This is a genomic window from Corynebacterium sp. HMSC072A04, from assembly GCF_001809235.1.
Taxonomy (GTDB): domain Bacteria; phylum Actinomycetota; class Actinomycetes; order Mycobacteriales; family Mycobacteriaceae; genus Corynebacterium; species Corynebacterium hiratae.
The window spans coordinates 1-12736 of record NZ_KV796728.1; the positions used below are offsets into that span (position 1 = coordinate 1).

Below are 12736 nucleotides of genomic sequence, written 5' to 3' on the forward strand. Positions count from 1 at the left end.
GGTTTATCCACACGAAATGTCCCTTAAGCCCATTTATGATGTTTCTCACAGACTTGTCATCTCAAAGAAATGGACATCATGAGAGCATTCGCCCCGTTTTTGACTTCCAGGCAGAGCGCAGTACGCACCTTTTTCGCCGTTTTCGCCGTTGCGCTTCTCGCACTTCTCAGTGCGATAGCCGTGCCAGCGTTTGCACAGAATCCCACGGGCGTCACGCGCAGTGAAGAGCCTAGTTCGGCGTCCGCGGCTGACTCCGAGTCTGCACCGAGTGGAGATTCAGCAGAGGCACAGAGCGGTGCGACGATGCTTGTGCTCGACTCTTCGGGCTCTATGAATGTCCAGGATGCTGGCGGGCAGACCCGCCTTGATGCCGCGAAGGACGCAACGAAGAACTTCGTCTCCGAACTCGGCGGCACCATCCCGTTGGGACTCGTCACGTATGGTGGCACGGTCGACGAAGCCCCTGAGAATCAGGAAGCCGGATGCCGTGATATCCACGTGGTGAGTGGGCCTAAGGAGGACGTGGGGGATTCTTTCACTGGGCCAATCGATGACCTTCAAGCTAAGGGCTATACCCCGATTGGTGATTCCCTGAAGAAGGCCGCCGAAGAGCTGGGCGGTCAGCACGGGACGATCGTCTTGGTATCGGACGGCATTGATACCTGTGCGCCGCCGCCAGTATGTGAAGTAGCCAAAGAGCTTCACGAGCAGGGGGTTGATCTTGTCATCAACACGATTGGCTTCAATGTTGACGAAGAAGCCCGCAAGGAGCTTTCCTGTATCGCAGGTGCCGCAGGCGGCGAGTATCTCGACGCCGGGGACGCAGATTCACTGGCAGCGATGATTAAGAAGGCAGCAGGGCGCGCCGCAGACATTTACAAATCCGATGTCGAGCAGATTGAAGGCAGCGAAGATATTAGCCAACCAACGCAGCTTCCTCGCTGGGAATCCGGAGAGGACTTCATCTTCCGTGCGCAACTGGAGCCGCCGACTAACGGCGGCGAGGATACTCACAAGGATTTTCACGCTGAGTCATGGTCTATTCCCGTCAAGCCTGGGGAGCGCTATGTAGCGACGATGTACAAGACTTTGGACGGCGCGGTGGTTAAGCCGCGAAGTCTCGGAATGTCGGTTTTCTTCGGTGACGGTTCCGAGCCACCGACCGGTAATCATGGAGGTGAACAAGGCTCCATTGAGTGCACTGCTGATCAGGACGAGTTCCATACCTCCATTCGCACAGACGCTTTGCCCAGCGCGAGTGCCTTTACCCGAGAAATGGGCTCCGAAAAGTGTCCAAGTGACGAACTTGTCTTGACCGCGAAGCGAGCGATGACCCATAAGGCTGAGGAACCCCTAGACGTAGAAATCCTCCTCCACCGCATTGACCCTGTGTCCAACATGGATGAGCTGGTGAGCGGGCTGGACAGCGAGGTAGAGGGTGAGCTTCATGCCAATTTTGAAGGCGCTGAAAAGGTTCGCGCGGCTAGCTGGTTCAGCGATGCCATTGAGCTGGAAAGCGGAGACACCATCGAGACCGACATTGTGCGGGGCGAGGCGCAAGTCTTCAAGGTTCCCATGAAGGAAGGACAGCAGCTTGCTGCTGCCTTGAAAGTAGGCGAGATGTCTGATGAGAATGCCTTGAAGTACTCGTCCCTGAATTTGGAGATTCTTAACCCCGCGCGCGAGCGAGCTGGTGACAACGATTATATGTCGGCGTTGAACGAGGGCCAAGAAGTTGCAGCACACTCAGTTATACCGACGGCCTTCGCCAACCGTTTCGGTCAAAGTCAGGCAAACGGGCAAGGAGCCCAAGCTAACTGGTTGGAGGGTGACTATTACATCTTGGTCACCCTAGATGCGGGCACGGATACCGAAAAGGAAGATGAGGTATTCGATGGCAAGCGAGACACGGCGAAATATGCCCTCACCACCAAGGTGTTGGGGGATCCAATCCAAGGGCCCATCTATGAGCCTGTCAAGGACAAGACTGAGGCACCGAAGAGTGATGGTGACGAAGGAAATGTGGACCAAGCAGCAAGCGCCGACGAGGATAAAGGCTTGGGTCTTGGCACCCTAGGATTTCTCTTGGCCGCAGCCTTGGGCATCATTGCGCTTGCCGTCATCATCTTGGTGGTCATCCTTCTTCGCGGGCGTAGACACTAGTGCTACCTGCGGGAACTGCGGCAGAATCCACGCTTGCGTAGGCATAGGGAACTTTTCTGTCGCGTGCAACGACTACTTGATAACCCCACGCACTCCACGTGGGGTTAAGGATTGGCTAGGAGATCCCTCCCAGCGATAGGATGAGGGAACCTTCAATCAAAAGTTTCATCACGCCATCAAGGAGTCATCCAAGAAATGCAGTTGCGTCAGGTCACCACAGTAGTCGCCGCTGGGGCCGTGAGCCTCGTGATTGGGCTGTCCGCGCCACTAGCCGCGGCACATGACTCAGTCATTGGCGGCAACGTGGTGGGTGACGCACCGCTGGAAGAATTCCCCCGTGAAATCACGCTGGAGTTCTCTGGCATTCCTCGGGATGACTTCAACACTTTCGCCGTGAGCGACACAACCTCCGGCGACGTGCTCTTTGATGCCACACCCACCATTGACGGACGAAACCTCACCATTGAGGTTCCCCAGGACATCGAACCTGGTGACGGCGAATACCAAGTAGGTTTTCGCATTACCTCCTCCGATGGTCACTCCACACTCGGCTCGGTGCCGTTCAGCGTAGCTTCCGGTGCTGCCGGAGGGGAGGCAGGCAATGGGTCGTCTGGAGCCTCTGGCCAAAGTGACGCGGATGCTGCCGCGGAAGACGGCGGTGCAGAGGACTCCCAGGACCCCCTGAGCTCCCTGCCCGCAGCTGCTAAATGGATCATTGGTATCGGGGCAGTTCTCGTCGTCGGTGCGGCAGTCTTCGCCTTCGGGGCGAAAACACGTCGCTCCGATGGCGCAGGCTAGGCCACACAGGGCCTCGATGACGCGCGAGCCAATCCACCTCATCCCCTTCAGGTAATTACTCCAGAAAGGCATGTTCCATGCTGAAATCCCGTTCTTTCTTCCGTACCTCCGTAGTTGCTATCGCGGCTGTCAGCCTCACCTTGGCTGGTTGCTCGCCGAGCGAGGAGGACTCGACAGCTACCGCGACGAGCACCGCGGCCAGCGCTGACAGCAGCGCAGAGAAGGGTGCGGAAACCAGCACGTCGGCTTCTTCCTCCGCTGAGTCTGGCGTAACTTTCGAGGATGCTGTCGTGCGCGCCATGGAGAAGGACTCCGATATGACCGCTATCTTCGGCACGCTCCACAACAACACGGACAAGGACATCAACGTAGTTGGCTTCAGCTCTTCGGTGAAGGCTAAGCACTATGAGATCCACGAGGTCGTAGACGGCGTGATGAAGGAGAAGGAAGAAGGCTTCGACATCCCCGCTGGCGAATCCCTCGAGCTCGCGCCGGGAGGTTTCCACTTCATGCTGATGGGCGTGACCGAGCCCGTCATGGCCGGTGAGACCGCAACCCTTACGCTGGAGCTTGCCGACGGTTCCACGATCGAGCTCGGTGACATCCCCGTGCGCACCATTGGTGCCGGCGATGAAGACTACGGCGACATGGGCCACATGAACCACGGCGATATGGACCACGGATCCATGGACCATGGTGAGCACATGGACCACTCGGAATCCGCAGACGCGTCTGACATGAAGAAGGAAGAGCACGCGCACTAGAAACCAGCGTGTTCCGGGCCAAGGTAGGCAAGAAATCGGTTCTCACGAGATAGGGAGAAATCAAAAATGAGCGGGTTCGAGGAACCTGTCAGTCGGCGTGGACTGCTCGCCGGAAGCGCTGTGGCGGCAAGCGCGGTAGCGCTTGCAAGCTGTGCGAAAGGGGATGAACCTGGACAGGCATCTGCTGATGCCTCCGCGGATGCCTCTCGCGCAGCGCAGGCTGGGGACGCCGGCAGCACAGGCCCGGAAAACCGCGAGGAGACCATGGGTGGCGATATCGTCGCCTTCGACGGCAAGCACCAAGCAGGCATCCAAACTCCGGTCCAGGCGCACGTGGAGCTGGTGGGCTTTAACCTCAAGAAGGACACCACCGCTCGCGGCGCGGCCGCGTTGATGCGCCTGTGGACGGAGGACGCCCGTCGCCTCTGCACCGGTGAGAACCCGTTGGGCAGCCTCGAACCCGAATTGTCTACCACCCCAGCAAACCTCACCGTCACGTGCGGTTGGGGAGAGGGATTCTTCGACACGGTGGACGTCGCCAAGCCCAGCTGGCTGCGCGATATCCAGGCTTTTGACCATGATGACCTCCGCCCGGAATGGGGCCAGACAGATATCGTCCTGCAGATCTGTAGCGATGATCCTTTCACTGCCGCCTTCGTGTTGCGGCATATGACCCGTGCGGGCAAAGATTACGCCGACGTTGCGTGGATCCAGCAGGGATTCAGCCATGCCTATGGATCTGCACCGAAGGGTGTTACTCCCCGCAACCTCTTCGGGCAAAAGGACGGAACGGTTAATCCCCGAAGCGAGGAAGACTTCAACGAGCAGGTGTGGATCGAAGACGGCCCCTTCGCCGGCGGCAGCGCCATGGTGGTACGCCGCATCCACATGAACCTGGACACATGGGAGCAGCTTGATCGCGCAGCACGTGAGAACTCGACTGGGCGCACTCTCGATACCGGAGCTCCTATAGGTGCTAAGGACGAGTTCGACCCGGTGGATTTGGACGCCCGCAATGAGTTTGGGCTCAAAGCCATTGATGAGAACTCTCATGTCGCCAGAGCGCATCCGCCGGCGGAGCATCCAGAGCAAAAACTGTTGCGTCGCCCGTATAACTACAACCTGCCGCCGACTCCGGAGACCACCCAGCGCGGTGAGCTCAGCAACGCCGGGTTGATCTTTATTTGCTACCAGAAGGACCCGACGACACAGTTTGAGCCTATTCAGGCGCGCCTTGACGAAGCTGATCGGCTCAACGAGTGGATCACCCACATTGGTTCGGCCGTCTACTACATGCCGGCCGGAACTGAAGGCGAAACCTTCTGGGGCGAATCGCTCATACGCAGTTAAGAGGGGTAGACTAAGCCGCTGTAACTTTCTCGTTGAGTGCTGCTCGGCCAGGTATGTCGAGCGGCGCGTGAGCGCAAAGGAGCGCACCAAGTCATGGCGGAAATGATTCCAGCAGTCCCGGTGAACTACGACCCGATCACGGTCCCGGCCGGGACTGCCGTGGGAGCAGCGATGCGCGAGCATGAGCTGCCCAACAAGGGCCCCGAAGCAGTTGTCGTCGTCCGCGGCGCCGACGGCACCCTCTACGACCTTTCCCACACCCCGGACACGGACGCCGAGTTCACCCCGGTTGCTGCCTGCGAGGAAGATGGCCGCGCCGTTATCCGCCACTCCTGCGGACACGTCATGGCCCAGGCAGTACAGGCGGAATTCCCCGGCACCAAGCTGGGCATTGGCCCGGCCATCGAGAATGGCTTCTACTTCGACTTCCAGACCGCTGAGCCCTTCACCCCAGAGGACCTCAAGGCCATTGAGAAGCGTATGAAGAAGATCATCAAGGGCGGCCAGCGCTTCGAGCGCCACGTCTATGCCACCACCGAGGAGGCTGAGGCGGCATTGGCCAACGAGCCCTTCAAACTGGAGCTGGTCCAGGACAAGGGCAACGTGGACCCAGATTCCGATGAGGCCGCCGAGGTGGGTGCCGGAGATCTGACCCACTATGACAACGTCAACCCGCGCACCGGCGAGGTGGAGTGGTTTGATCTCTGCCGCGGCCCGCACGTGCCGACCACCAAGTACATCCCGGCATTCACCCTGACGCGTTCCTCTGCTGCCTACTGGCGCGGTGACCAGTCCAAGGCTGGTTTGCAGCGCATTTATGGCACCGCCTTCGAATCCAAGGAGGCCTTGGAGTCCTACAAGACCATGGTGGAAGAGGCCGAAAAGCGTGACCACCGCCGCCTGGGTGCTGAGCTGGACCTATTCTCCTTCCCGGATGAGATTGGTTCCGGTTTCCCGGTATTCCACCCCAATGGCGCTACCGTGCGCATGGAGATGGAGGAGCACTCCCGCCGTCGCCACATCGCGGACGGCTACTCCTTCGTGTCCACCCCGCACCTGACCAAGGGAGACCTGTTCAAGAAGTCCGGTCACCTGGATTTCTACGCGGATGGCATGTTCCCGCCGATGCAGCTCGACGGTGAGTGGGACGAGGATGGCAACTGCACCAAGCAGCCGCAGGACTACTACGCCAAGCCGATGAACTGCCCAATGCACAACCTCATCTTCGCCTCCCGCGGCCGTTCCTACCGCGAGTTGCCGCTGCGCCTCTTTGAGTTCGGAACGGTCTACCGATACGAGAAATCTGGCGTTATCCACGGCCTGACCCGCGCTCGCGGCTTTACCCAGGATGACTCGCATATTTACTGCACCCCGGAGCAGCTCGAAGAAGAGTTGACCAAGGTTCTGGAGTTCATCATTTCCTTGCTCAAGGACTACGGCCTGGATGACTTCTACCTTGAGCTGTCCACCAAGGACCCGAACAAGTACGTTGGCTCGGATGAGATCTGGGAGCGCTCGACGAAGATCCTGCAGTCGGTGGCGGAGAAGTCCGGCCTTGAGCTGGTCCCGGACCCGGCAGGCGCGGCCTTCTACGGCCCGAAGATTTCCGTTCAGGCTCGCGATGCCATCGGCCGTACCTGGCAGATGTCCACCGTGCAGCTGGACTTCAACCTGCCTGAGCGCTTCGAGCTCGAGTACACGGCGTCGGATGGCTCCAAGCAGCGCCCGATCATGATTCACCGTGCGCTCTTCGGCTCCATCGAGCGTTTCTTTGGCGTGCTCCTAGAGCACTACGCGGGTGCATTCCCGGCGTGGCTGGCTCCGCACCAGGTGGTGGGCATTCCAGTCGCTGATACCTTTGCCCCGCACCTTGAGGAAGTTTGTGCACAGCTGCGTGCACGCGGCCTGCGCGCTGACGTGGATACCTCCGATGACCGCATGCAGAAGAAGATCCGTAACCACACCACCGGCAAGGTGCCATTCATGCTTCTGGCCGGTGAGCGTGACGTCGAAGCGGGTGCGGTCTCCTTCCGCTTCCTCGACGGCACCCAGGTCAACGGTGTGCCGGTCGAGGCGGCAATCAACGTCATCGAGGCGTGGGTTCGTGAGCGCAATAACGAACAACCGACCAAGGACAGCATCGCCGAGCGCGTCTAGATGCATATGCATCTAGGCAGAGGCTAGAAAGGGAGAACATACAGAGTGGGAGAGTACGTCGATACCGGCCTGGGAACGCCCGACCGCTTAGAGCGCCTGTGGGCGCCGTACCGCATGAGCTACATCAAGCGTGAGGGCGGCGCCGGCGACGTGCCGAAGAAAGCCCACAATCCGTTCGTGGAGATTCCGCAGATGTCGGACGAGGACGGGCTCATCGTGGCCCGCGGCGAGCTTGTCTACTGTGTGCTCAACCTCTATCCCTATAACGCTGGGCACATGATGGTCATTCCGTACCGTCAAGAATCTGAGCTGGAAAACCTTACCGAGGAGGAATCCCGTGAGCTCTTCCAGTTTGCCCAAGCAGCTATCCGGGTTCTCAAGAAGGTCTCCGGCCCCGATGCCGTCAACGCTGGATTCAATCTGGGGCGCGCCTCCGGTGGATCGGTGGGGCAGCACCTGCACATGCACATTGTTCCGCGCTGGAGCGGGGACTCTAATTTCATGACTATCGTGGACGGCGTCAAAGTGCTGCCGCAGCTCCTCAAGGACACCCGCTCCCTGCTGGCGCAGGGGTGGGCGGAGCTCGCCGCCGAGGGAATTATCTCAGGAGAAGCGCATGCTTAGTGTTCATGGGCGCAAGCCCGCCGCCGTGGTTGTGGTACCGGTGGCCAAGCTCTTCCTCAAGATGGGCCTGACTCCCAATATCGTCACCATCGTGGGGACGATTGTCACCATTGCTATCTCGGTCATCCTCATCCCGCTCGACCACCTTTTCGCCGCAGCGCTACTCTCGGGGCTTTTCGCAGCCTTCGACATGCTCGACGGCACCATGGCACGCCTGACTACGGGCGGTTCCAACTTCGGAGCTACTCTCGACGCCTCCTGTGACCGCATTACCGACGGCGCATTGTTCGCAGCGATTGCCTTTTGGATGGTGTACGTCGACAATGCTCACCCGCTTAACTTCGCCGCCTGCATGGTGGTGCTCGTGAGCTCCCAGGTCATTTCCTATGTCAAGGCGCGCGGTGAGGCCTCCGGCTTTAAGATGGTCGGCGGACTCGTCGAGCGCCCCGAGCGCCTGATTCTGGGCCTCGGCGGCGTGGGTCTGGAGGGACTGGGGGTTCCTTATGCCCTAGAAGTCTCGCTCTGGCTCCTAGCTGTCGGTTCTGTCTTCACCATTTACCAGCGCATGCGCCAAGCGGCGCGCCAGGACACTAAAGCGCGTTTCAAGAAGGATCTTTAGCCTAAGTAATCGCTCCGCTCAGCCGGCACCCGACCCCGGCCCGCACAGAAAGGCTTCTCAACCGTGGCTCTAGTGGATCGTGAACGCCTGACGGCCGCCGCGTACATCGCGTGTTGGAAAGTTGTACGTTTTCTTCCGCAACCGCTGGCAGCCTGGTTGTTTGAGCGCGGCGCGGATGTGGCCAGCGACAATGGAAAGGGCATGGAGCAGCTGCGCCGAAACCTCAGCCGCGTGGTGGGCGCCGAAAACGTGACGCGCGAGCTGGTGCGTGACTCGATGCGTTCCTACATGCGTTACTGGCTCGAGGCCTTTCGCCTGCCTGCCATCCACTCGGACCCCGAGTTGCAGAAACGTCTATTGGCAGGGCTGCGCGGCAAGGAGCACGCGGACGCCTCAGTGGCATCGGGCCGCGGGGTGATCTTCGCCCTTCCGCACTCCGGCAATTGGGACATGGCGGGTGTTTTCTGCGTGGGTCACTATGGCGGATTCACCACCGTGGCCGAGCGCCTAAAACCCGAGGCGCTTTTCGACGCTTTTGTGGACTACCGCGAGAGCCTTGGCTTTACCGTCTTGCCGCTGACCGGCGGAAGTTCCTCGCCTTTTCCGCGTTTGAAAGACACCCTGGAGCGTGGTGGCGTGGTGTGTTTATTGTCCGAGCGTGACCTCACACGCACTGGTGTGCCGGTAGACTTCATGGGCGAAGAAGCCAACGTTGCCGCAGGCCCCGCCCAACTCGCCATCGAGACGGGAGCGGCCCTTCACGTGGTGCACTCGTGGTTCGATGGTAAGGAATGGGGCTTGTCCGTCAGCCCCGAGGTGGAAGTTACCACTCTTCACGAGACCTGCCAGCGGCTCGCAGAAGGCTTCGCAGAAAACATCCGAGCGCATCCAGAGGATTGGCACATGCTGCAGCCGCATTGGAACGCCGACGTAGAACGTCGGCGGGCGGCGCGCGCGAAGAAATAGAAAGGCAGAACACATCATGCGGATCGGTATTATCTGCCCCTATTCCTTCGACGAGCCTGGCGGCGTTCAGGCCCACATCCTTGACTTGGCTACTGTTTTTATTGAACAGGGTCATTATGTGGAGGTGCTGGGGCCGGCGTCGGCAAGCACGCAGGTCCCCAGCTTTGTGCGGAAGGGAGGCTGGGCGGTGCCGATCACCTATAACGGATCTGTGGCCCGCCTGTCCATCGGCCCGCACGTGCGCCGCAACATCAAGCGCTTCATCCGCGAGGGCAACTTCGATATCCTCCACATTCACGAACCGAACTCCCCAAGCTATTCCATGGCAGCCTTGGCACTGGCGCGCGGGTCGATCGTGGCGACGTACCATGCATCCGCCTCCAGTTCTCTCGCGCTGACTCTGGCCAAGCCTTTCCTGCGCCCATATCTGGAAAAGGTCCGGGGCGGGATCGCGGTCTCGGAGATGGCGCGGCGCTGGCAGGTGGAGCAGCTTGGCGGTGACCCCGTGCTTATCCCCAATGGCGTGGATACCTCCGTGTATGCCCTCGAGCGGGAGCGAGCTGAGCGTGAGCGACGCGATTCGGAGATTGAAATTGTGTTTTTGGGACGCCTCGATGAACCGCGCAAGGGGTTGGACATTCTTCTCGAGGCCCTGACGCTTCTCCCAGAGCCCGTCCGCGTGACGGTCATGGGAGGAGGGCATCCGCGAAGCGCCCCAGGGGTTGAATTCGTGGGCCGGGTCAGCGATGCCGAGAAAGCAGCCATCCTCGGGCGTGCCGATATCTATGTGGCGCCCAATACTGGAGGCGAAAGTTTCGGCATCGTCCTCGTCGAGGCGATGGCCGCCGGCTGCGCGGTCGTGGCTTCAGATTTGGAGGCCTTCGCCGCGGTGTGCAACGTCGATTCGGACACACCCGCCGGTGCTTTGTTCCGTAACGGTGATGCCACGGATCTAGCCCGCGTGCTGCACGATGTGGTGAGCGATTCCGGCAAGCGGCACGCCTTGACCGCAGCGGGAATGGAGAGGGCTCGCGACTACGATTGGGACCATGTGGCCGCAGCCGTAATGCGCGTCTATGAAACGGTAGCGGACGGAACAAAGGTGCGTGTGTCTTAAATGCCGATCGAAGTTGTCATCATCCTTGCTCTGGCGATTGTGCTCGGAATGTGGGCCCTGTACACAGCACAGCGGCTCAACTCCCTCCACATCCGCACCGATGCAGCGTTAGCGCAGTTGGAGTCCACGCTCGACCGCCGTGCGACGGTCGTGAGCGCGCTGGCGCCGGAGCTCGAGGGCATTGCGGCGCGGGCGGAGTCTACCGAGTTAGCACAGGGGAATTTCGATGAGCGTGCCACCCGGGAGCGGGAGTTGTCCGCAGCCATCCAGCAGCGCTTTGAATCACGCCCGGCCTTGCTTGCCGACGCCGAAGGGCGCATTCACCTAGCTCACCGCTTCTACAACGAAGCAGTCAGCGATACTCGTGCGTTGCGGTTGCGCCCCGCTGTCAAGCTGCTGCGCTTGGGGGGAACAGCGAAGCTGCCTGAGTTTTTCGAACTAAGTCAGATCGACATGTGAGCTGCTCGCGCTGCGCGATACTCGAGGCGGTGCCAGTAGAGAGCCAGAACAGCCATGACGAGGATGAGCTGGTTGCGCAGTACGAGGGCATACACCGGGTTGGGGTCCTCACCGACATAGAACCAGATGTAGTCATAGCCATAGGGGTAGATGACGGTTCCCAAAGCCGCTGTTCCCACGGCGAGGACGGCCATGATGGTGCGTACCCCTTTGATATCGGCGGCCCTCTGCCGTTGCCCGGCGGGTGACTTGGGGACGGGGGAGCGAAGCGCCACCGCTAGTATCGGCCCGAGCCACACGATGTACTGCGGGGAGAAGACCTTATTCGTTGCGATGAGAAGCAGAATCGCCGCGATGAAAAAGACCACGGTGGAATGTGGGCTCCAGAACCCCCGTAGAAAGTGCACGAGTGCTACGCCCACGAACCACACGAGGGCCGCGCCCGTCGCGATGGTGCTGATAGCGAGTGCCGTGTCGACGCCGGGACCGGAGATCTCATAGCTCTTCGAGGCCGCGTATCCCATCGTCCACACATTAGGATGGCGATGCGCCTGGTACACGAACCACGTAGCGGCTAGAGACTCAATCTGGAGGCCGCGCTCACCTTGATACGTCAACGGGGATAGAACCCTATCCACGCTGGTCATCGCTGCTACACCGAGGCACAGGGCAACGAGACTTCCAAAGAACGCGGCCAGCCGCTGCCAGGTATCGCGGGAGTTTGCTCTCCCGACAAGCCCGGCAGCGAGGACCCCCGGCCACAGCTTCGCGGCGGTGGCCCACGCCAACAAAGCTGAGGCGAGCCGCGGGCGGGTAGCCAGAAGCGCGCCCGCGCCGGCAACCAGCAAGGCAGGATAGAGATCGAGCCGCCACGCGAAGACGTGGCCTGCCGCCGTGCCAAAGAACACCCAAAACCATCCGGCGCTATATGCCCCGGGGTTGGAACGGTGATGACGTAGGAGAAGGGCGAGGAATGCGCCGTCGGCAAGCAGCACCATTGCCGTAAAGCCGATGGCATAGGCCTCGAAGTCGTCGCCGGTAATCCACGCAAGGAGGACGCTGGGCCAGGTGCCCACCTGGGGATATTCCGTCATGTCACGGGGGTTATCCCCGTATACGCCCGCGAGGTAGTACCGGACATCCCCGAGCGGACCCGTTTCGTTGACGAGTAGGTAGATAAGGAAAAGGCGTGCCAGCACCCACCCAGCCCAGATAGTCGGGACTTTAGCGATTATTTTCAATGGCGGATTCGACGTCGACGGGTGGGCCCAAAAAGAGAAGGATGCTAAACACTACGGCAACGACGAGCAGCGCGATGAGCGCGGTGCGGACGGGGTGGCGCACTGCCTGGGCTAAGAGCTTGTCGAAGAAATTCTGCGGCTCCGCGTCATCGCTAAACCGCCACGGACCAGCAACGAGCCCGCGCCGCGACACCCACAGCGCAAAAGGCAAGGCTGCGAAAGGAATCACGGTGACAACCAGGCCCAGGATCCCGATACCCAATGGCCACCGGTTGTTGATCCACACCAGGGCCGTCATGAGCAAAAAGCACAGGAAGCCGAAGCCGTGGATACCTCCCGCAAGTGGGGTGAGTGCTGCGGTGGTGCCCGAGTACTTGAGGATCATCGAGAGGATCAGCAATCCCCACGTGACCATTTCCAGGTAAGCGGCTACGCGGTGCACGCTGTGCGGCGTGGTTGAAGTCATGCGGAATATAGT

Annotated in this window: 12 protein-coding genes; 10 read left to right on the plus strand and 2 right to left on the minus strand. The window is 60.3% G+C overall.

Going from position 1 to position 12736, the window contains the following annotated elements; all coding sequences use genetic code 11:
* Window positions 1–180: 180 nt before the first annotated feature.
* From HMPREF2565_RS00665 to HMPREF2565_RS00710, 10 genes are all read left to right on the plus strand, one after another.
* On the plus strand, window positions 181–2163 hold the full coding sequence (locus HMPREF2565_RS00665; RefSeq protein ID WP_246819094.1) for a vWA domain-containing protein: 1983 nt from the start codon (window positions 181–183) through the stop codon (window positions 2161–2163).
* A gap of 195 nt (window positions 2164–2358) precedes the next feature.
* Window positions 2359–2961, plus strand: coding sequence for a copper resistance CopC family protein (locus tag HMPREF2565_RS00670; protein ID WP_046648167.1), 603 nt, complete (start codon window positions 2359–2361; stop codon window positions 2959–2961).
* Between the two features lie 77 nt (window positions 2962–3038).
* Entirely contained in the window at window positions 3039–3725 is a 687-nt protein-coding gene (locus HMPREF2565_RS00675; RefSeq protein WP_070547082.1) for a copper chaperone PCu(A)C, read from the plus strand.
* Between the two features lie 66 nt (window positions 3726–3791).
* Window positions 3792–5075, plus strand: coding sequence for a Dyp-type peroxidase (locus HMPREF2565_RS00680; RefSeq protein WP_070547080.1), 1284 nt, complete (start codon window positions 3792–3794; stop codon window positions 5073–5075).
* A 93-nt stretch (window positions 5076–5168) separates the two neighbouring features.
* Window positions 5169–7232: a threonine--tRNA ligase gene (thrS, locus tag HMPREF2565_RS00685; protein ID WP_070547078.1), complete on the plus strand. Its 2064-nt coding sequence runs from the start codon at window positions 5169–5171 to the stop codon at window positions 7230–7232.
* Between the two features lie 45 nt (window positions 7233–7277).
* Complete coding sequence (locus HMPREF2565_RS00690) at window positions 7278–7856, plus strand: ATP adenylyltransferase (protein WP_070547076.1); 579 nt, start codon at window positions 7278–7280, stop codon at window positions 7854–7856.
* Entirely contained in the window at window positions 7849–8475 is a 627-nt protein-coding gene (pgsA, locus tag HMPREF2565_RS00695; RefSeq protein WP_046648162.1) for a phosphatidylinositol phosphate synthase, read from the plus strand. Before HMPREF2565_RS00690 ends, pgsA begins: the two co-directional genes overlap by 8 nt.
* A gap of 63 nt (window positions 8476–8538) precedes the next feature.
* Complete coding sequence (locus HMPREF2565_RS00700; protein ID WP_071406730.1) at window positions 8539–9441, plus strand: phosphatidylinositol mannoside acyltransferase; 903 nt, start codon at window positions 8539–8541, stop codon at window positions 9439–9441.
* Between the two features lie 16 nt (window positions 9442–9457).
* The gene (locus HMPREF2565_RS00705) at window positions 9458–10558 is read left to right on the plus strand and encodes a glycosyltransferase family 4 protein (protein ID WP_070513194.1); all 1101 of its coding nucleotides are present in this window, start codon (window positions 9458–9460) and stop codon (window positions 10556–10558) included.
* Window positions 10559–11017 carry a LemA family protein gene (locus tag HMPREF2565_RS00710; protein WP_070513198.1) on the plus strand — a complete coding sequence of 153 codons (459 nt, stop codon included), beginning with the start codon at window positions 10559–10561 and terminating at the stop codon, window positions 11015–11017. It abuts the gene before it with no gap.
* Here HMPREF2565_RS00710 and HMPREF2565_RS00715 read toward each other — a convergent pair.
* Complete coding sequence (locus tag HMPREF2565_RS00715) at window positions 11002–12111, minus strand: DUF2029 domain-containing protein (RefSeq protein WP_246819095.1); 1110 nt, start codon at window positions 12109–12111, stop codon at window positions 11002–11004. The two genes, HMPREF2565_RS00710 and HMPREF2565_RS00715, sit on opposite strands and share 16 nt — an antisense overlap.
* A 130-nt stretch (window positions 12112–12241) precedes the next feature.
* Window positions 12242–12724, minus strand: coding sequence for a DUF3817 domain-containing protein (locus HMPREF2565_RS00720; RefSeq protein WP_046648157.1), 483 nt, complete (start codon window positions 12722–12724; stop codon window positions 12242–12244).
* Window positions 12725–12736 lie beyond the last annotated feature (12 nt).

What these genes read in the sequence shown, in the direction of transcription:
- HMPREF2565_RS00705 (WP_070513194.1), top strand. Translation starts at nt 9,458, where the DNA reads ATGCGGATCGGTATTATCTGCCCCTATTCCTTCGACGAGCCTGGCGGC.
- HMPREF2565_RS00680 (WP_070547080.1), top strand. Translation starts at nt 3,792, where the DNA reads ATGAGCGGGTTCGAGGAACCTGTCAGTCGGCGTGGACTGCTCGCCGGA.
- HMPREF2565_RS00675 (WP_070547082.1), top strand. Translation starts at nt 3,039, where the DNA reads ATGCTGAAATCCCGTTCTTTCTTCCGTACCTCCGTAGTTGCTATCGCG.
- HMPREF2565_RS00715 (WP_246819095.1), bottom strand. Translation starts at nt 12,111, where the DNA reads ATGACGGAATATCCCCAGGTGGGCACCTGGCCCAGCGTCCTCCTTGCG.
- HMPREF2565_RS00720 (WP_046648157.1), bottom strand. Translation starts at nt 12,724, where the DNA reads ATGACTTCAACCACGCCGCACAGCGTGCACCGCGTAGCCGCTTACCTG.
- HMPREF2565_RS00670 (WP_046648167.1), top strand. Translation starts at nt 2,359, where the DNA reads ATGCAGTTGCGTCAGGTCACCACAGTAGTCGCCGCTGGGGCCGTGAGC.
- pgsA (WP_046648162.1), top strand. Translation starts at nt 7,849, where the DNA reads ATGCTTAGTGTTCATGGGCGCAAGCCCGCCGCCGTGGTTGTGGTACCG.
- thrS (WP_070547078.1), top strand. Translation starts at nt 5,169, where the DNA reads ATGGCGGAAATGATTCCAGCAGTCCCGGTGAACTACGACCCGATCACG.
- HMPREF2565_RS00710 (WP_070513198.1), top strand. Translation starts at nt 10,559, where the DNA reads ATGCCGATCGAAGTTGTCATCATCCTTGCTCTGGCGATTGTGCTCGGA.